Below are 18,817 nucleotides of genomic sequence, written 5' to 3'. Positions count from 1 at the left end.
CGGCCGCATTCTGGCCGCCTTGAATCCCGAAATGCCCCTGTTGCTCGCCGGGTCGACGAGGCCCGCGGCGCGCAGCATAATCCGGCCTCCGCAGCGACCGAGATTTTCCGCATGTCCGTTTCCGACGATTCGCCCGAGTTCGACACGATTGCCTTCCGTCGTGCCCTGGGCATGTTTGCCACCGGCATCACCGTGGTGACGGCGCGGACGCCGGAGGGCCGACGTATCGGTTTGACGGTGAATTCCTTCAACTCGGTGTCGCTCACCCCGCCGTTGGTGCTGTGGAGTCTTGCGCGTCACCTTCCGGTGCTGGCGGACTTCGAACGCTGCAGCCATTACGCAATCAACGTGCTGGCCACGCACCAGCAGCCCTTGTCGCAGCGGTTCGCGACGCGTGCCGAGGACAAGTTTGCCGAGCTGGATGTGCGCGAAGGCGTGACTGGCGCGCCGCTTCTGCAGGACTGTTGTGCCTGGTTCGAATGCCGCAATGGCATCCGCCACGACGGCGGTGATCACCTGCTGTTCATCGGCCAGGTCGAGGCGTTTGAACGGGGCGAAGGCGAACCGCTGATCTACCACGCAGGGCGTTACCGCTACCTGTCGGTCGACTAGGCTCGCGGTCGTGGTCCGCTTGTACTTGCGGGCCGGCGGGGCGCATCATGAGGCGGCTTTGATGACCTGGCTGCAGCGCTGATCGACCTGATACCGGAGTGCCGCGATGTCTGCATCGGTGGAACTGGGGAGACTCGAATGCCCTGAGCGGGGCTCCGAGCTTCTCGCGCTTCAGAACGACATCCTCGAAGCCGTCGCGCGAGGCAAGCCCTTGCATGACACGCTGGATCTGCTGTGTCGCGGTGTCGAACTGCTCGCCGGGGATGTCCGTTGCACCGTGCTGCTGCTAGAAGGCACCCATCTGCGTCATGGCGCCGCCCCGAGCGTGCCTGACGAGTACGTACGGGCAATCGATGGGGTCGAGATCGGGCCGGCGGTCGGGTCCTGCGGCACTGCCGCCTACCGCGGCGAAGCGGTAGAAGTGACCGACATCGCCAACGATCCGCTATGGACGCCCTACAAACACCTCGCATTGCCTCACGGCCTGCGGGCGTGCTGGTCTACGCCGATACGCGCGCGTGCCGGCGCCATCCTGGGCACGTTTGCGCTGTATTTCGCCGCGTGTCGCGGCGCGGGGGCGTTTCACCGCGACGCGGTGCGCGCGTCCACGCATCTGGCGGCGATCGCCATCGAGCGCGCGGCGATGGACGAGGCCGAGCGCCGGCGCGGGGCCGAACTCGCCGAGAGCAATGCGCGCTACGAGCAACTCAACTACACGCTGGAACAGCGGGTCGCTGAACGTACGCGCGATCTGGACCAACGCAACGTCGAACTGGCGCAAGCCTTCGAGGATCTGCAGCGGGCGCAGAGCGCGCTGCTGGAGGCGCGCCGCCTTGCCAGCCTCGCGCGCATGGTCGCTGGTATCGCGCACGAGCTGAATACCCCGCTTGGCAACGCCCGGGTCCTCGCCACCACCTTGCTGTCGCGTTGCGAGGAGTTTGGCGAACTTGCACAAGGCAGCTTGCGGCGTTCCGATATCCGCGCGTTCATCACCGATGTCTCCGAAGCCGCGGTGCTGATGGAACAGGCGATCGCGAGTGCGGTGGCCAGCGTCGGCAGCTTCAAGGCCGTCGCGGTAGAGCAGCCGGCGTCGGTGCGCTCCGCGTTTTCGGTCAGCGATACCTTGCAGTACATCGCCCATCTCTTTGCGCCCGCCCTGCGCGCACTTCGCGGTACGCTGGTGCTCGACGCGCCATCCGGGCTGATGCTCGACAGCTACCCGGCGGCCCTGCAGCAAGTACTCTCAAGCGTGGTCGACAACGCGCTCGTGCACGGGCTCGCCGGCAGGGGCGATGCGCGACTGGAGCTTGGCGCGAACCTTGTGGCGGAAGGGGTGGAGATTATCGTGCGGGACAACGGAGCGGGTATCGCCGCAGACCAGATCGACAAGGTCTTCGACCCGTTCTTCACGACCCGCCTGGCGCAAGGCAGCAGCGGCCTCGGGCTGCATGTGGCCTACAACCTGGTGCACGGTGTGCTGGGGGGCGATATCCGGCTCGAAAGCCAGCCGGATGTCGGCACCACCGTGACGATCCGTCTGCCCCTCAGTGCACCGCTGCGCACCTGACGCGGCGCGAGCGGCTACTGAAGGGGCGCAAAACGCGGCTGCACCACGCCTTCGTGCGTGACCGTCTCGACGAACATCGCGTACGGCCGCACCCAAAGCCCGCTGCTGTTGTACAGCGGGCGATAGACCACAATCGCATCGAGCGTTTCGCTATGGCGCGCAACACCCAGGACTTCGTACTCGCCGCCTTTGTAGTGGCGGTAGCGGCCTGGACGCAGCTCGGGCAGCGGCGGTAGATCATTGGATTCCATAGCGGCGGGGCGGACTGGAAAGCGCCGATTATGGCGCTTTCATCGTCCTTGCGGCGGATTACAGGCCCAGCAGGCCTTTGAGCTTGTAGGCGGTGTCGATCGCCGTCGTGGCACTGTCGATGACCGAGCGGGTCGTATCGGCGGCCGACTTGTTGCTCTCGTTGCTGTTGCCGTTCGCAGGCGCTGTCTGCGTTTGCGGCCGCGGTGCGGGTCGGCTGGTTTGGGCTGCGGCCGTGGCGGCGGGGCGCTGCGCGATGATCTCGACACGGCGATTCTTCGCACGGCCCGTTTCGTCGGTGTTCGCGGCGAGCGGCTGCGTCTGCCCCATGCCGCGTGCGAGCATGCGGGAGGCGTCAATGCCGTTGCGGGCGAGCGCTTCGGTCACGGCGCGCGCACGTGCTTCCGACAGCCGCTGGTTGGCGTCGGCACCGCCGACATCGTCGGTGTGGCCGATCACCTCGATCTGCAGCGTCGGGTTGTCCTGCAAGACCTTGCCGAGTTCCTTCAGCGTGGCCTGCGAGCTGTCGCGCAGCACTGCTTTGCCGGTGTCGAACTGGAAGCCGTAGAGATCCACCCGCCCTTGTTCGCTGAGGGACTTCGCGATCGGGCTCTCGCCACTGATCGCCATCTGGTTGTCGTCCAGGCTGCCTTTCTCGATCACGAACAGCCACGCGTTCGGCTCGCCGAGGTCATTGACCCACAGCGACACATAGGTGTTGCCGCGTTTGGCCGCCAGGTACTGGTTCTCACGGCTGCCGTTGAGGTAGAGGTCGCGCGCCTTCATCAGCGCCTTGAAGCTGCTGAGGTTCGCATCGGTGCAGGGGCGGTCGCAGACGAATAGCTCGCTGAAACCGGAGCGCTTCAGCGCCGACTGGTAGTTGCGGAACACCTGCAGCGCGGACGCTGTTTTTGGCATCTCGTAGTGGATGTAGGTGACGCGACCTTCGAGCGGCAGCACCTTGTCAGCAGTGAATTCGCCGCCGCGATAGGCCGGACGGCTCAGGATCAGCTGTGCCTCTTCGTATTCCTTGAAGTCGTAGCCCTCGATCACCGCGCCGGGGTAGCGGCTGACTTCGGGGTGATCGGCGCCCCTTTCGGCAAGAGCCGGCTGGGCCAAGGCGCCGAGCATGACTAGTGCGGCGAACAGGGCAGTGCTGATCTTGGACATGCGTCGACTCCGATTATTCCGATGACATCGCGCGATCCTAGCATCGGCGATTGACGGTATGGCGCGGAAACATTTCTCATTTCACTCTTTGGTCGTATCTTCAACGAACCGGTGCATGGCGCCGTGGTCAGAACAGACCGAGACCCCGGAGAACCCCGACGATGAATGCCCCTGATGCCCTGTTGCGCCCGTTCGAAGAACTGGTTTTCGACGACCTGTTCGTGCGCTCCCATGCGGCCGATCCGGGTAGCCACAATGTGCCGCGTCAGGTGCCCGGTGCGGCATACAGCCGCGTCTTGCCGACGCCCGTCGCGGCGCCGCGGCTGCTGGCCTGGTCCGACGCGCTGGGCGAATCGCTCGGCATTGCGCGCCCGCTACCAGGCAGCGGCATGGTTGCTGACGTTCTCGGCGGCGGGCGTGTACTGCCGGGCATGCAGCCCTACGCGGCGCGCTATGGCGGCCACCAATTCGGCCAGTGGGCGGGGCAATTGGGCGATGGGCGTGCGATCACGCTGGGTGAGATCTTCGACCGCGGCGGTCAGCGACAGGAGCTGCAGCTGAAGGGTGCGGGCCGCACGCCGTACTCGCGTCATGCCGACGGTCGCGCGGTGCTGCGCTCATCCTTGCGCGAATTCCTTTGCAGCGAGGCGATGCATCATCTCGGGGTGCCGACCACGCGCGCCTTGTCGCTGGTAGCCACTGGCGAGGGCGTCGTGCGCGACATGTTCTACGACGGCAACCCGCAAACCGAGCCCGGCGCGGTGGTATGTCGTGTCGCCCCGAGTTTCGTGCGCTTCGGCAATTTCGAGATCTTCGCCGCCGAGAATGAAGCAACAAACCTTAAGGCGTTGGCGGACTGGGTGATCCGGCATCACTACCCGTACCTCGGCGAACCGGGCGCCGCGACCTACGCGGCCTGGTTCGACGAGATCTGCGGACGCACCGCGCTGATGGTGGCGCACTGGATGCGCATCGGCTTCGTGCATGGCGTGATGAACACCGACAACATGTCGATCCTGGGCCTCACCATCGATTATGGCCCCTACGGCTGGCTGGAAGGCTTCGACCTTGGCTGGACCCCCAACACCACCGATGCGCAGGGGCGCCGCTACTGCTACGGCCAGCAGGCGCAGATCGCGTACTGGAACCTGACACGCCTGGCCGGCGCGCTGAGCGACCTGGTCGGCGACGACGATGCGCTGCGTGCCGGGCTGGAGCGGTATCGCATCGACTTCGGCGCTCATTGGTCACGCATGCTGGCAGACAAGCTAGGCATTGCGACGCGCGAGGACGACGACCCGCTGATCGTCGACCTGTTTGGTCTCTTGCAGCAGACAGAGACCGACATGACGATCTTCTTCCGTCGCCTCGCCGACGTACCAACGGGTGCCGACGTCGCGGCCGAGGCGCGGCTTACGCCGCTGCGCGAGGCCTTCTACGCCCCAGCGGTGCTGGAGGCCGAACACGGCCGTGCGCTCGCCGATTGGCTGCTGCGTTACACCCAGCGGGTTCGCGACGAAGCAGAGCCGGGCGCATCGCGCATTGGCCGCATGCAACGCAGCAATCCGAAGTACGTGCTGCGAAACTGGATCGCGCAGCAGGCGATTGATGCCGCAGCCCAAGGGGATATGGCGCCGACCGAGCGTTTGCTGGAACTGTTGCAGCGCCCCTACGACGAGCAACCGGAGCACGAAGCCTGGTTTGCGCGCCGGCCGGAGTGGGCGCGCCACAAGCCGGGCTGCTCTGCTTTGTCGTGCAGTTCCTGACGCGGGTTTCTGCTCAGCGCCGCGGTGGCGTTGTCAGCATCAGCCGCTCGCGCCAGCTTTCGAGGATGCGCTCGGCACTGCCGTCCGCCAGCATGGCGGCGTAGCCCTGCTCGAAGGCGGCCAGTGCGCGCGCGCCTTCTGGGTGCCGCATGCTGAAGCCGACATGGCTGTCCAGCGGCCCGAAGTCGCAGGCCACCTGCAGCGGTGCCTGCACTGCTGCCTGACGCTGCACGTAATCAAGCGTCTTCAGCGCGTCGAGTTGAAGCGCGATCGCGTCGACACGGCCAGCAGCAAGCATCCGCAGGCCCTGCGCTTCGGAATTCAGGTCGGTGGTCGCGATGCGCGTCGTCGCCATTGCTTGCTCGAAACGCGGTGCGTACTCGTAGGCATGGACGCGGCCAACGCGGGTGTCCGCCGGCCAGTCTGACGCGTTACACCCTGATACCGCGGCGTGTTCCCGCGACACCAGCACGGTGCGCACACGATAGAGCGGCGTGCGCGGCAGGCGGGTGCCCGCGCCGAGCGCTTCGTTCGCACCCACCGCGATGCAGCCCGCTACGCTGCCCGCCAGCATCTCTGCCTTGCAGCGGGCATAGGGCACGGTATGCATCCGGATCGCCACGCCGCCGCGTGCAAAGGCTTCACGCACGATCTCGTTGGCGGCGCCGCGGCCATCGTCCTGTGACCACGGTGCGGCTGCGTCTTCCGCATCGATGTCGATCACGGTAGCCGCAGCCAGCGGCGACAGGGCACAGGCGGCGGCGAGAAGCACGCCCCAGCTGCCAATGCGTTTCCACGATAGCAAGACCCGCATCGATCCCCCGTTCTGCGATGGCGGATACGTACTCAACGGACGATTTGCGCAATCACCCAATCGCCGTCGTCCAGCGGCAGATCATGGCCGGCGGTTGGATGGACCGCAAGTGGGCGCTGCCAGGTGTGCGCGATCGCGTGCGAGCAACGACTATCGACCAAGGCATCGCGCTGGCCGCAGAGCAGCAAAGCAGGCACCGCGGGCGCTTGCCGTGGGGCACGAAAACGTGCGGCGGCGATCAACTGGCGCAGCGCATTGCGCGTGCTGCAGGGTCGCGCCGTGTGCAGCGCCTGCCAGTGGTCCAGCACCGCTTCTGCGTGGACGACCAGCCGTGTGGTGGCTCTGAGGATGGCGGCCTCCCGAATTTGGGGAGGGGTTCCAAGCACGGCCAGCCGCAAAAGCGTCGCGTAGTTCCGTGGGCGTAGCCGCTGCCAGAACGGGCTGAAGGGGCGCAGGCTGGTGTTGATCAGCACGATTCGCGACAGTTCCTGCGGGTAGTGCGCGGCCCATGCAACCGCCACCATCGCGCCGAGCGACATTGCCAGCACCGCATACGGCGGCGCGACGCCGTCAGCGCTAAGCTGGGCGCGCACCGCGTCGGCCATCGCTTCTACGCTGGTCGGACTCTCCTGCATATTGAGCTGGCCGTTGCCGGGCAGGTCCGGTGTCAGCACGCGGCTGCCGGGCAGCGCGGCGCGCAGGCGATCGGGAAAGTCGCCCCAATGGCCTTGTTCGCGTGTGAGGCCGCGCAGCAGCACCCAGGTTGTCGGCGTGGCGCCCGTCATGCCGCGCCCGCCGCGGTGTGGGCGCCGTACCAGTCGCGCATCGCGATCTCGTAGTGATGCGCACGGGCAGCCGGATCCGGCAACCAGAGCGCGCAACTCGCCGCCGCGCGCGCCATGAAATCCAGCCAGGCCATGTGCCGACGCAAAACGCGTTGCTGGCGGTGTGCCTTGCCCGGGTTGAACATGCCGTGGCGCGAGAACAGCTGACGTGGATTCTTCTTCACCCACAGCCAGGAACCCATCTCCAGCGTGAGGGGCAGGAACACGCGATCGGGTGCGCTGCCGGCACGCAGGTAGAGGTAGTCCCACAGGTCGCCGTGCGTGAGGTAGCTTAGGCTCTGCGGTTCGAACACATAGCTGTGATGTGCGTGCGCCTGATCGAATATTTCTTTCAGGGCGTGCACTTCGGGCAGGTGGCGGATCGGCTCGGCAGTATGGGCAAACGGAAACCAGATGCGATCGCGCAGACCAAAGCCCGAATGGCAATCGAGCGAGAGGCTGAAGCGGCGGGGCAGCAGTTCGCGTTCAACGACTTCGCACAGCGCTGCGCTCTCTGCTTCCATCGCGGCACCGCGCGGGCCGCGATACCACGGCAGCCAGCGTGTCAGGCGTTGCCCGCCGAGGAGGAAGGGCACCTGTTCCAGCGCTTCGACCGGAGCGTTTCGCATCAGGTCTACGCCCCGCCCGTTGGCGCGCGTGCTACGCCACACGCCGGCCGGGTTCACCAGCGGCATGAACACCATGCGCAGCGATTCGAGCTGCCGGTGCAGCAGCCCATCCCAGCGCAATCGGGTGATAAGACTGCGCAGGTACTCGATCACCACTTCCGCACCGATGCGTTCCAGGCCGTGCACGCCTCCGAAGAAGCCGATCGCCGGCACCGCCGGATCCGGATTGCCGAGCGTGATCGCATACACCGGCAAGCGCGCCGGCCCCGCTTGCGCTTCGCATACCACGCGTGCGTCGACCTGCCCCGCCGCACGGCGGATCAGCTGTTCCAGGTCGCTCAGCAGCGGCAGTTCAGGGCGGGGCATGGTGCTCGGTCGGGACACGCAGGGTGCGCCCGAGGATACCGGAGCGGGTTCGCAGAAATTCGAGGCTGAAATATGACAGCACCGAAGGTGCCCGCACTGGTTGGGCCATTCAGCGCCTGCGTCGTTCGCGCTGTGCGCTCTTTGCGAGCTTTTGCGCGAAGCCGGTGAAATCCAGTGCGAGGCGTTGCGCGAGGGCGCGCGCTTCACGTTCGACGGCAGGCCAATCGGGGGGGTAGCCTTCGTCGTTGAAAGCAAAGGCGATGCGGTTGCCGTCGCCGGCGACTTCCTGAACGATCAGCCGGTCGCGAAACACATCCCGCAGCAGCTCGATATGCGCGGCGCTCTCATCGCCCTTCACCGCGAGGTTGCATACCAGCATGCCGGCGGGCTTGAGGCGTGCGCGGATCGCAAGGTAGAAACGCTCGTCGCAGAAGGCCGGCACGATGCCGTTCTCGTCGTAGCCGTCGAGCAGCACCACGTCGGCGCGGTCGTCGGTGCTGGCGAAGTATTCCACCGCATCCTCACACACGATCGCGAGCCGCTCATCGTCCGGCGGCAGCGCGAACTGTTCGCGCAGCGCGATCACGTCCTCGCTGATCTCCACCGTGGTTATGCGGCTGCGCGCCAGATGCCGGTGGCAGAACTTGGTCAGCGAACCGCCGCCGAGCCCGACGATCACCACATGCTTGGGCCGCGGCAGGAACAGCAGGAAGGCCATCATCTTGCGGGTGTAGGCCGCATGCAGCGCGAAGGGCTCAGCAACGTCCATCTCGCTTTGCACCAGCGCCAGCGTGAAATGCAGGCGCCGCAGCTTGCCGTCGTCGATCACGAAGGGGCGCGGATACTCGCCATCGCGTAGCAGACGCACGAGATGATGCAGATCGGCATCGGCCGGCTCAAGCAGCCGCACGACACCGCGTTCCTGCAGGAAGCTGGCGGGGAATTCGAGCAGGCCGTCTGGGGTGATCCGGGCTTCGATGCTGTGCAGTGCCGTGCCGCGCATCAAGGCCAGATCTCCGATTCGCGCCAGCCCAATTCCGCGAAATCAGCGGCACGCAATGCCGCTTCACCGGCACAGAAGAACTCGTCGAGTTGCGGCGGTTTCACTGAGGTACCGGCCAGCATCGCATGCACCTGTCCGCGGTGGTGGATCTGATGCTGGAACAGATGGGCGAGCAGCCGCGTGCGCGTGTCGTGCTGCGGCGTGCCCGGTCGCGCGATGGTGACGACGCGGTCGAGCGTCGCATCCTGCAGCACCTTGCAGTAGTCGATCAGGCGCCGGTCCACCGCGGCCTGTTCGCGCTGCAGATCGGCGCAGATCGCAAACGGCTCGTCCTGTGCAAAGAAGCAGTAGCAATCCGGGTGCGGCGGCTCGCCGCGCGCTTCACGTTCGAGCGCGTCGACATAGAACCAGTCGACCGTCAGCGTATGGCTCAGGGTGGCGCGGATGGTCGGGAAGAAGCTTGTCCGCGTTGCGACGAACTCGTCCTGGCTCAGCGCGGCACAGGCCTTGAGCAGACGATGGTTGGCCCAAGCGTTGTTGCAGGCCATCGTGAAGAAATGATGCGATAGCGGATTGGACATCGGACGCCAGCCTCAGAGTCTGCGTACCTTCACGCGGCGGCCCTTGATCTTGCCGTTGGCGAGCCGGCGCACCGCTTCGTCGGCGATCTCACGCTGCACGGCGACATAGGTGGACAGCTCCATCACGCTGATCTTGCCGACCTGCTCGCGGGTGAAACCGGCCTCGCCGGTGAGCGCACCGAGCACATCGCCAGGGCGCATCTTCTCCTTGCGGCCACCGAGGATCTGCAGCGTCGACATCGGCGGCAGCAGCGGCGAGGCATCGGGCTCCAGTTCCGCCAACGCATGCCACGCCGGTTCGAAGTGCTGCGCTTCGGCGATGGCGGCAACCCGGCGCTTTTCGTTCGCACTGACGACGCTGAGCGCCCAGCCGTCGGCGTCGCCGCGGCCGGTGCGGCCGATGCGGTGCAGATGGATCTCCGGGTCCGGCGTGACGTCGACGTTGATCACCGCTTCGAGCTGGTCGATGTCGAGTCCGCGCGCGGCCACATCGGTCGCCACCAGCACCGAACAGCTGCGCTGCGCAAACTGCACCAGCACCTGATCGCGTTCGCGCTGATCCAGTTCGCCATGCAGCGCAAGCGCCGAGATGCCTGCCGCGAGCAGCGCGTCGACCAGATCGCGACACTGCTGGCGGGTGTTGCAGAAGGCCAGCGTGCTGACCGGGCGATAGTGGCGCAGCAACTGGATCACTGCAGCGAGGCGTGCGTCGTCGGCGACTTCGTAGAAACGCTGGCGGATCTTGTCGCTCGCGTGCTGCTCGATCAGCTTCACCGTGCGCGGCTGGTGCAGGAAGCGCTCGGCGATGCGCGCGATCCCATCAGGATACGTGGCGGAAAAAAGTAGGGTCTGACGCACTGCAGGGCACGCTTGCGCGACGTCGGCGATGTCGTCGTAGAAGCCCATGTCGAGCATGCGGTCCGCCTCATCGAGCACCAGCGTGGCGACGTCGTCGAGCACGAGTGCGCCGCTGCCGAGATGGTCGAGGATGCGGCCCGGTGTACCGACCACGATGTCGGCACCATGCGCGAGGCTTTCGCGTTGCGGCTTGGCCGGGGCGCCGCCGCATAGCGTCAGCACCTTGAGGTTGTCGATCGCGCGGCCGATGCGGCGCACCTCGCCACTGACCTGTTCGGCCAGCTCACGTGTCGGGCACAGCACCAAGGCCCGCACCCGGCCACCGCGATCACCGAGCCGTTGCAGCATCGGCAACGCAAAGGCGGCGGTCTTGCCGGAGCCGGTCTTGGCCTGCGCGAGCAGATCATGCCCCGCGAGCGCGACCGGCAAGGTGACTGCCTGGATCGGTGTCATCGTGTGATAGCCGAGCAGCGCGAGGTTGGCCAGCGTGGCGGCCGGCAGCGGCAGTTCGCTGAAGGGCGGGCCACCTGCGGCGGCGGTGGCTTCGGGGGTCGGGGTCGTTTGGGTCATGCGCAATTATCCGTCCTGCACGGGTATTTCGGCCGAAATGTGTGGGCGCCAAATTTGGTGCCCGGAAAATAAAGATTGCTTTATGTTCAGAAAGGGCGCACCGTTCGCCTCGCGTTAATCAAGCAGTGTCTCTGTTGTTCGCTTATACCTCCGGTATTCCTGCTTTCATCGTTCCGCCGCCTTGACGACCGCCCAACCAGGGCAAGACCCTGTTCATTATTTTTTATTCAGGAGATTCATCATGGCTGCAGGTACTGTGAAGTGGTTCAACGATTCCAAGGGCTTCGGATTCATCACCCCGGACGGCGGTGGTCAGGATCTGTTCGCGCACTTCTCCGCCATTCAAGGCGGTGGCTTCAAGACCCTTCAGGAAAACCAGCGCGTCACGTTTGACGTGACCAAGGGCCCGAAGGGCGACCAGGCTTCGAACATCCGCCCGGAGTAAGCATGACGCTGGCGGGTATCAAGCCCGCCAACGCAGCGCGTACTTCGGCACCACGCAAAGCCCCTGTGGCTTTGCGCGATGCCCCCGGAAAAGCCCGGCATTTGCCGGGCTTTTTCCTTTTCGAATTGCCTGAGGAGTCCACATGTCCAAGGAAGAACCGATCGTCATGAACGGTCAAGTCACCGAAGTGCTGCCCGACGCACGCTTTCGCGTCACGCTCGACAACGGGCATGAGTTGGTCGCCTACACCGCAGGCAAGATGCGCAAGCACCGCATCCGCATCCTTACCGGCGACAAGGTCACGCTCGAAATGTCCGCGTACGACCTGAGCAAAGGCCGTATTACCTTCCGCGCGATCGAGAATCGCGGGCCGGTCGCACCGCGCCGCCGCTTCTGAACGTTGCGTGTTGACGCCGTGTCGCACGGCGTCGGATAGTCGGGCGATGAACCCGACTTTTGTCTCTTGCGGCGCCGTCAGGCGCCTGCTGCTGGTGATGCTGTGCGGCGCGCTGAGCGCCTGCGGCGGCATTGCCTACCATCTGCCCGAACATTCCGCTGAACGCATGTCGGTGCCGCAAACGATGCGGCCCGGCGAGCAACGGCTCGCCTTGTCGACGCCGGCGCGCCTGCCTGCCCCGGGTGGCTTCGAAATGGGCCTTGCGAGCGAGGACCCGGACGTGGTTACCGTGGTCGTGCGCGAAGGGGGCATGGGTGCAACCGAATCGAGCTTGCTCGCGCGCGCGAGCGGCCGCACCCGTGTTCACTACGTCAATCGCTTCGCCTTGCCGCGCGACTCTTCGCTCCGTATTCCGCTCGATACCCTGCAGGCCGTGTCACTCGGCAGCTTCGCCGTCACGGTGAAGTAGGCCGCCAAGCTGGGCGGCGCGAAACCTCCGCTTACGACATTTACATTTTGAGATTCAGCCCCGCGGCTGCTCGCGCGTTGATGCCTTCACGGGCGCCACATTCGCAGCGCCTGGCTGGAGACTCAAATGAAAACTCTGACCCGTGTGGCTTTCTTGACCGTCGGACTTCTCGCGGCCGCTACCGCGTCGGCACATGGCTGGCATGACGACGACCGTGGCTGGGATCGTCACGAGCGGCATGAGCGCGAATGGCGTGCGCATGAGTGGCGCGAACACGAATGGCGCGAGCGCGAACGTTGGGCTTACGAACACCGTGGCTGGCGGCCCGCGTACGCACCAGTCTATGCGCCGGTGTACGGCTACCGCGAGTACTACCCGGTGCCCGCCCCAGTGCCGGTTTACTCGCGGCCAGCCATCACGATCGGGATTCCGCCGATCGTGATACCGATTCGCTGATTCAGGCCGGTGGCGCGATCGCCTCGGCGTAGTCGTACAGTGCGCCGAGGATCGCCTCGCCGCGCTCGTCCGCGGCTTCGCTCAGCGCGTCGATGCGATCGAAGAACGCCGGCAGTGATCGCGCGCCCCCGACGCCCTGGTGCAGCTGCGCGATGCGGTGCATTTCCCAGCGCGCCTGTTCGCTCTCGCTGAGGGTCTCGGGGAAGTTTCGCGCTCGGTAGCGGAACAGCAGTTCTTCGAGCCGTCCATCGGCAAAGCTCACCTTCTCGCCAGCGAGTTCGGCCGCGTCCAGCGTGCGCAGCTGGTTCAGGATGCGGCGGTCACCATTGCCGACAAAGCCACCGTAGAGATCCTCATCGACATCTGCGGGTGTTTCGGGGGCTGGTCGCGCAAACACCTCTCGCCACAGCGCTGTGAGCGGCTTGATGTTGCGCGCAGCTTCTGCATGGCGCAGCGCCTGCGCCACATCGATGCCCCACTTCTCAGCCATCGTCGGGCTCAGCGTCTTCAGGTTGCCAATCACCACGGGTGACTTGTTGATGTGGATTGTCTTGATCGGCAGCCGCGTTACGCCTTCCGGCAACGCGTCGGCGCGGGTGAACATGCGCTCGCGCACCGTGGCGGCATCCAGGCCAGCAAGCTCGCCCGGGTCCTGCGCGAGATCCCACACGATGATCTCGTTCTTGTTCGTCGGATGCGGGCCGAGCGGCCACACCACCGCAATGCAGCCACGCTCCGGCCCGAACATGCCGGACACATGCAGGAAGGGCTTGGGGGTGGCGAGATCGATCTCGGCCAGCACCGCGTCCTTCTTGCGCAGCTTCAGGCAGAAGTCCCACAAGCGTGGTTGCAGGCCACGGATCAAGCGCGCCAGCGCGATCGTGGCGCGCACATCCGACAGCGCATCGTGCGCCGCTTCGTGCGCGAGGCCGTTGGCGGCGGTGAGGTGTTCGAGCTTGAACGACGGGCGCCCATCTTCGTGCCTCGGCCACACGATGCCTTCCGGGCGCAGTGCGTACATGCAGCGCACCACGTCGAGCAGATCCCAGCGGCCGCAGTCGTTCTGCCACTCGCGGGCGTAGGGGTCGATGAGGTTGCGCCAGAACAGGTGGCGGGTGACTTCGTCATCGAAGCGCAGGGTGTTGTAGCCCACGCCCACGGTGCCGGGCATGGCCAGTTCGCGCTCGATCGCCGCGGCAAACGCATGCTCGGGCAGCCCGCGCTCAAGGCAGGTCTGCGGCAGGATGCCGGTCAGCAGGCAGCTTTCCGGATCGGGCAGATAGTCAGGCGATGGCTGGCAGTAAATCATCTGCGGCTCGCCGACTTCGTTCAGCTCGGCGTCGGTGCGCACGCCGGCGAACTGGGCCGGGCGGTCGCGCCGCGGCATCACGCCGAAGGTTTCGTAGTCGTGCCAGTAAAAGCTCAGGTCGGCCATCGGGCGGAGTCTCGCGGAGGTCAGCCCGCGATTTTACGCACCCTGCACGCTACGGCGCGCTGCCCAAGTGTCGCACTACATCGCGGCGAGTCGCAATTTCTCCCACAGGAAGGGTTTGAGCTGGGGCCACCAGCGCCCGCCGAGTGACAGGTCGACGGTGTGCGTCATGTTGTCCTGCGCGACCACGGTGCAGCTGCCGCCGGCGTCAACGATCGCCTTTTGCGTCGGCAGCACGTTGCCGGTCCAGGTGGCACCGGTGACGCTGTCGGTTTCCTTGGCGTGGAACAGCAATACCGGGCTGTCGCTGGCGTCGAAATGGAACAGGCTGTTGGTGTCGATACCCGATTCCCCCAGCGTGGCCCCGGTGGCGATCGCCGCCTGCACGTGGGCGCTGAAACCGGGGTAGTCCGACACCGTGTTGAGCAGCGTGTCGGCTTCGATTGCGTTGATCAGCGAAATGCCACCGCCGGCCGAGGTGCCGATTGTCGCGATGCGGTTCCGGTCGATGTGATACCGCGCGGCGTTCGCCCGCAGGTAGCGGATCGCATTCATCGCGTCCTCGGTCGCCTGCTGGATGGCGCGTACGCGGATCGCCGGGTTCGCCTGATTGTCGGGTGTCAGGCGGTAGTTGATCGTCGCCGCGACGTAGCCGGCGCGCGCATAGGTCATGGCGTCGTCGCGCCGTTCCTCCTTGCTGCCGGCGAGGAAGCTGCCGCCGTGGATCCAGACCACCGCCGGTTGCGGTGCGCTGGCGGTGGCGTTCGGCGGCACTGCGACGTCCAGTTCCAGCGTCAGCTCGGCGGTGCCGATTTCAACGCTCTTCGTCAGGCTTGAGGTGTACTGCACGCCGCCCTCGTTTGGTCGCTTCGAGTACGGCACATCGAGGTAAAGCGCGATCTGTGTCGTGTCGAACTGTGGGCTGACGTAGAGGCCGTTTGTTGGTGGCGGTGGAGGGCCAGGCGGTGGCTCGGGCGTGGTGGTGGTGTCGCCACCGCCGCCGCATGCGGTGAGCGCGACCGTGAACAGAGCGGCCAGGGTTGTCGTGAATCTCATGCGTGTGCCTCGCGCGAACGATGTCGCGATCATGCAATACGCATGGTACCGGTGAAAGCGCGAATTGTTGCCGAGTGTTGGGTCAGGCCCGGACCAGCCGAAGGCGGGTGATCTCCGAAGGTGCACCGAAGCGCTTGGGCGGGCCCCAGTAGCCGGTACCGCGGCTGGTGTAAACCCACAGGTCGCGCAGCTTGTGCAGGCCGGCGGTGAAGGGCTGCTGCAAGGGCACGAAGAGATTCCACGGGAAGAACTGACCGCCGTGCGTGTGGCCGGAGAGCTGCAGGTCGAAGCCCGCGTCGGCCGCCGCTTCGGCGCTGCGCGGCTGGTGCGCGAGCAGCACTTTCGCGGCAGCATCGGCCGGTGCGCCGGCCAGTGCGGCGAGCGGATCGCTGCGATGGCGCGGATCGAACTGATGCGCGGTGTAGTCGGTGACGCCCGCAACGACCAGCCGTGCGCCGCCGTGGTCGAGCACCACATGTTCGTTCATCAGCACCTTTACGCCGAGGCGCTCGACCTCGGCGATCCACGCGTGTGCGTTGGAGTAGTACTCGTGGTTGCCGGTGACGAAGTAGGCGCCGTAGCGCGCGGCCAGGCGCTTGAGTGGTTCGGTATGCGGCGCGAGGTCATGCACGCTGCCGTCAACTAGGTCACCGGTGACCGCGATCAGATCCGGCTTCAAGGTGTTTACGCGGTCCACGATGCGATCGAGGTAGCCGCGCTTGATCGTCGGCCCGACGTGGATGTCGCTGATCTGAGCAATCGTGAAGCCGTGCAGCGCGTCGGGCAGATTGGCGAGCGGCACATCCACGGTGACGACGCTTGCGGTACGCCGCGCGTTGATGAAGCCCGCCAGCGTGACCAGCACGGCGAGTGCGAGCACGCCTTGCGCGCTGAGCGCTTCGAAGGCCGCCGGAAGATGCTCGGCGGCAAGCAGCAGCGCAAGGTCGCGAAGGGCCGTGAGCACCAGCACAGAAGAGAACAGCCCCATTGCAAGCGAGCCCGCCCAGGTCAATCGATCGGCCAGCGGCGGGCGGGTGATGTGCCGCGCGATCAGGCTCGCGGGGATCAGCAGTACCGACAGCGCAAGCATGGCCCAAGCGAGTGCGGCAGCCTGCTCGCCCAGGTCGAGCGCTGGCAGCAGACGGCTGCCGATGTAGTAGTGCAGCAAACCGAGCAGCGTGGTTGCGATCAGCAGGAAGGTGCGCATGGGGTGCCCGAAGCGTGGAGAGGAGATGCCAGGGTCGCGACGCGTGCCGCGCGCGACTCTGCCTCGGGCTTAGATGGGGGAGGGCGGCGGCCGTTCAATCGGCCATGTGTATCGGAGTGTAGCGGCGCCGCCTGCGGGCCTGCCGCGTCAGGGTTTCAGCGGCCCGCTGGCGCCCGCGCTGCGGCGCAGGAAACCGGGCACGCCCGCGGATTCGGCATCGTGCGGGTGCGCGTCAACCGGGCGGATCATGCGCGGTGCCGGCGCCTCGAACGCCAGCACCTGATCGAGCCAAGCGGTCACGCCAGTCCAGTCCGGGCGGTAGGCTGCGACGCGCTCGGGCGCGAAGTCGAACAGCGATAACCCTTGTTCGAGGAAGCGACAGTAGGCCTGTGTGGCGCGAATCGTGCCGAGGTAATCGATCTCCTGCTCCGCAGCCCAGTTCGCGAGGGCTTCGGCATTGCGGGTGCGGGCATCGATGCGCATGCCGACGCAGGCGATGCGGCATTTGCCCGCCGCAATGCGCGGCAGGGTGCGCAATTCAGCGAGGCATTCTTCGGCGGCGACGCGGTCGAAAACCGAGCTGGTCGCGGGGAGCAGCACTGCGTCGGCATAGAGCGCCACCTTCATCAGGCCGATGCCCTGAAAGCCGCCCGGGGTGTCGAGCACCACATGCTGCGTGCCAGCCGGCGGGCGGGCGAAATTGCGCTCATCGATCGTCCAGCCACGGATCGGTGTGCGTTCAGCCGCGCGCAAGCCGAGCCAGTAACGCGAGGACTGCTGCCGATCCACATCGCCCAGCATCACGCTGTGACCGAGCGACGCCAGATAGCCCGCCACATGCGTGGCGAGCGTCGATTTGCCCGATCCGCCCTTGCGGTTGATGACGGCGATGACACTCATCGCTGTCGCCAATGTGCGTGGGCGGAGCAGTACCACGCGAGGCGTGGCGGATGGATTGAAGTCCCAATCATGCGGAAGTCATCAAAAACCCGTAATCGTCAGTGTAGACCAGCTGTCGGCAAACGCGCGCGGCGTATGCTCGCGCGGGGCGCGCTGGTGGTGTAGCGCGCAGATCGACAGGAACTCTTCGCTCATGAATCAACACGATTTCTGCGACGCAGTTGAGGCGGCGCTCGCCACGCTGGGCTCGGCCGAACGCCGCGCACCGATGCAGGCCTACATGAAACAGCGCTTCGCCTTCCTGGGTGTGCAGACGCCGCAGCGCCGCGCCGCAACGATGCCCCTGATCCGTGCGATCCGCGCGCCGGAGCCCGCCTGGCTGCTCGATACGGCTACGGCGCTGTGGCAGCGCACAGAGCGGGAATACCAGTATGTCGCGGTGGATCTGCTGGCTCGGCACCACGGTCAGTTGCGCCTGGCTGATGTGCCGGCGCTGCTCACGCTGGCGCGCGACAAGTCATGGTGGGATTCGGTGGACGGCCTGGCCGGTGTGATCGGCGATGTCGTACGCGCCGCGCGCAGCGACGATCTGCGTGCGCAGCGTGTGATGGACGCCGCACTGGAACATGCGGACTTCTGGCTGCGCCGCATCGCGATGCTGCATCAACTCGGCTGGCGCGCCGACACAGATGTAGAACGGCTGTTCGGCTACGCTCGCCAGCTCGCACCCGAGGCGGAATTCTTCATTCGGAAGGCGATCGGCTGGGCGCTGCGTGACTTTGCCCGGCACGACCCGGCGGCGGTGCGTGGCTTTGTCGCGCAGATGGGCGAAGCGCTATCGCCCCTCAGCCGCCGTGAGGCGATGAAACACATCGGCTAGCATCGCAGGATGCAAGCCCGCTCGCCCTTCCGTTACCTGACCGGCTACCCCGAGCGATTGACCGCGCCGGTGCGCGCGATGATCGCCGACGGGACGCTCGGCGCGCGCCTGCTCGCAAAGTATCCGCAGCGCCACGAGGTTCGCACCGATCGTGCGCTGTACGACTACGTCGGCGAGCTCAAGGCGCGCTACTTGCGCAGCGCCGATCCGCTCAGCAAGGTCGCTTACGACAGTCGCCTGCATGTGATCCAACATGCGCTCGGCACCCATACGGCCATATCGCGGGTGCAGGGGCAGAAGCTCAAGGCCAAGCGCGAGATTCGCGTCGCCAGCGTGTTCCGCGAGGGGCCGCCCGAGTTCCTGCGCATGATCACGGTGCATGAGCTGGCGCATCTGAAGGAGCGCGATCACGACAAGGCCTTCTACCAGCTGTGCACCTACATGGAGCCGGGCTACCATCAGCTTGAGTTCGACTTGCGCGCCTACCTTGTGTTGCTAGAGGCCACCGGCGAGCGACCGTGGGCGAGTGAGGACAGCTCAGGGGAAACGCTGTGATCCCTTGCCGC

General features: G+C 66.0%; 21 protein-coding genes. 9 read left to right on the top strand and 12 right to left on the bottom strand.

Annotation, left to right across the window (positions count from 1 at the left end; genetic code table 11):
* The first annotated feature begins 111 nt into the window (after positions 1-111).
* Positions 112-612: a flavin reductase family protein gene (locus JY500_RS20935; protein ID WP_172202355.1), complete on the top strand. Its 501-nt coding sequence runs from the start codon at positions 112-114 to the stop codon at positions 610-612.
* Between the two features lie 106 nt (positions 613-718).
* Positions 719-2,179 (top strand): sensor histidine kinase, encoded by a 1,461-nt coding sequence (locus JY500_RS20930; RefSeq protein WP_206254475.1) that lies wholly within the window; start codon positions 719-721, stop codon positions 2,177-2,179.
* Between the two features lie 14 nt (positions 2,180-2,193).
* Here JY500_RS20930 and JY500_RS20925 read toward each other — a convergent pair whose 3' ends face one another.
* Both JY500_RS20925 and JY500_RS20920 read right to left on the bottom strand, forming a co-directional pair.
* Positions 2,194-2,430, bottom strand: coding sequence for a DUF1653 domain-containing protein (locus tag JY500_RS20925; protein WP_206254474.1), 237 nt, complete (start codon positions 2,428-2,430; stop codon positions 2,194-2,196).
* Between the two features lie 58 nt (positions 2,431-2,488).
* Positions 2,489-3,598, bottom strand: coding sequence for an OmpA family protein (locus JY500_RS20920; protein WP_206254473.1), 1,110 nt, complete (start codon positions 3,596-3,598; stop codon positions 2,489-2,491).
* Positions 3,599-3,759: 161 nt separating this feature from the next.
* On the opposite strand from JY500_RS20920, the gene JY500_RS20915 reads away from it, so the two are divergent.
* Positions 3,760-5,364: a protein adenylyltransferase SelO gene (locus tag JY500_RS20915; protein WP_206254472.1), complete on the top strand. Its 1,605-nt coding sequence runs from the start codon at positions 3,760-3,762 to the stop codon at positions 5,362-5,364.
* A gap of 13 nt (positions 5,365-5,377) precedes the next feature.
* Here JY500_RS20915 and JY500_RS20910 read toward each other — a convergent pair whose 3' ends face one another.
* From JY500_RS20910 to dbpA, 6 genes are all read right to left on the bottom strand, one after another.
* Entirely contained in the window at positions 5,378-6,178 is an 801-nt protein-coding gene (locus tag JY500_RS20910; protein ID WP_206254471.1) for a substrate-binding periplasmic protein, read from the bottom strand.
* Between the two features lie 32 nt (positions 6,179-6,210).
* Positions 6,211-6,963 carry an alpha/beta fold hydrolase gene (locus JY500_RS20905; RefSeq protein WP_206254470.1) on the bottom strand — a complete coding sequence of 251 codons (753 nt, stop codon included), beginning with the start codon at positions 6,961-6,963 and terminating at the stop codon, positions 6,211-6,213.
* The gene (locus tag JY500_RS20900) at positions 6,960-7,997 is read right to left on the bottom strand and encodes a M14 family zinc carboxypeptidase (protein WP_206254469.1); all 1,038 of its coding nucleotides are present in this window, start codon (positions 7,995-7,997) and stop codon (positions 6,960-6,962) included. Before JY500_RS20900 ends, JY500_RS20905 begins: the two co-directional genes overlap by 4 nt.
* Positions 7,998-8,106: 109 nt before the next feature.
* Positions 8,107-9,000: a spermine/spermidine synthase domain-containing protein gene (locus JY500_RS20895; protein ID WP_206254468.1), complete on the bottom strand. Its 894-nt coding sequence runs from the start codon at positions 8,998-9,000 to the stop codon at positions 8,107-8,109.
* Positions 9,000-9,581 carry a DinB family protein gene (locus JY500_RS20890; RefSeq protein WP_206254467.1) on the bottom strand — a complete coding sequence of 194 codons (582 nt, stop codon included), beginning with the start codon at positions 9,579-9,581 and terminating at the stop codon, positions 9,000-9,002. The genes JY500_RS20895 and JY500_RS20890 overlap by 1 nt, the downstream gene beginning before the upstream one ends.
* 12 nt (positions 9,582-9,593) lie before the next feature.
* Positions 9,594-11,009, bottom strand: coding sequence for an ATP-dependent RNA helicase DbpA (gene dbpA, locus JY500_RS20885; protein WP_172202365.1), 1,416 nt, complete (start codon positions 11,007-11,009; stop codon positions 9,594-9,596).
* Between the two features lie 241 nt (positions 11,010-11,250).
* Here dbpA and JY500_RS20880 point away from each other — a divergent pair, with 241 nt between their 5' ends.
* From JY500_RS20880 to JY500_RS20865, 4 genes are all read left to right on the top strand, one after another.
* Positions 11,251-11,454: a cold-shock protein gene (locus tag JY500_RS20880; protein ID WP_172202366.1), complete on the top strand. Its 204-nt coding sequence runs from the start codon at positions 11,251-11,253 to the stop codon at positions 11,452-11,454.
* A gap of 142 nt (positions 11,455-11,596) precedes the next feature.
* Positions 11,597-11,851 (top strand): translation initiation factor IF-1, encoded by a 255-nt coding sequence (gene infA / locus JY500_RS20875; RefSeq protein ID WP_172202367.1) that lies wholly within the window; start codon positions 11,597-11,599, stop codon positions 11,849-11,851.
* Between the two features lie 46 nt (positions 11,852-11,897).
* Positions 11,898-12,320, top strand: coding sequence for a hypothetical protein (locus tag JY500_RS20870; protein ID WP_172202368.1), 423 nt, complete (start codon positions 11,898-11,900; stop codon positions 12,318-12,320).
* A gap of 126 nt (positions 12,321-12,446) precedes the next feature.
* A complete protein-coding gene (locus tag JY500_RS20865) occupies positions 12,447-12,776 on the top strand; it encodes a hypothetical protein (protein ID WP_172200843.1) in 330 nt (109 codons plus the stop codon).
* Between the two features lies 1 nt (position 12,777).
* Here the strand turns inward: JY500_RS20865 and sbcB are convergent, their stop codons facing one another.
* The 4 genes from sbcB to JY500_RS20845 form a co-directional block, all read right to left on the bottom strand.
* A complete protein-coding gene (gene sbcB / locus JY500_RS20860) occupies positions 12,778-14,211 on the bottom strand; it encodes an exodeoxyribonuclease I (RefSeq protein ID WP_206254466.1) in 1,434 nt (477 codons plus the stop codon).
* Positions 14,212-14,286: 75 nt separating this feature from the next.
* Positions 14,287-15,264 (bottom strand): alpha/beta hydrolase, encoded by a 978-nt coding sequence (locus JY500_RS20855; RefSeq protein WP_206254465.1) that lies wholly within the window; start codon positions 15,262-15,264, stop codon positions 14,287-14,289.
* 82 nt (positions 15,265-15,346) lie between these two features.
* Complete coding sequence (locus JY500_RS20850) at positions 15,347-16,471, bottom strand: metallophosphoesterase (protein WP_172202371.1); 1,125 nt, start codon at positions 16,469-16,471, stop codon at positions 15,347-15,349.
* A 147-nt stretch (positions 16,472-16,618) separates the two neighbouring features.
* A complete protein-coding gene (locus JY500_RS20845; protein WP_172202372.1) occupies positions 16,619-17,371 on the bottom strand; it encodes a ParA family protein in 753 nt (250 codons plus the stop codon).
* Between the two features lie 193 nt (positions 17,372-17,564).
* Between JY500_RS20845 and JY500_RS20840 the strand changes: the two genes are divergently transcribed.
* Together JY500_RS20840 and JY500_RS20835 are read left to right on the top strand one after the other, a co-directional pair.
* On the top strand, positions 17,565-18,251 hold the full coding sequence (locus tag JY500_RS20840; RefSeq protein ID WP_206254464.1) for a DNA alkylation repair protein: 687 nt from the start codon (positions 17,565-17,567) through the stop codon (positions 18,249-18,251).
* Between the two features lie 9 nt (positions 18,252-18,260).
* Positions 18,261-18,806: a M48 metallopeptidase family protein gene (locus JY500_RS20835; protein WP_206254463.1), complete on the top strand. Its 546-nt coding sequence runs from the start codon at positions 18,261-18,263 to the stop codon at positions 18,804-18,806.
* Positions 18,807-18,817 lie beyond the last annotated feature (11 nt).

Origin of the sequence: Niveibacterium microcysteis (assembly GCF_017161445.1) — a bacterium.
Classification (GTDB): Bacteria; Pseudomonadota; Gammaproteobacteria; order Burkholderiales; family Rhodocyclaceae; genus Niveibacterium; species Niveibacterium microcysteis.
This window is presented reverse-complemented; position numbering and strand designations above follow the sequence as displayed.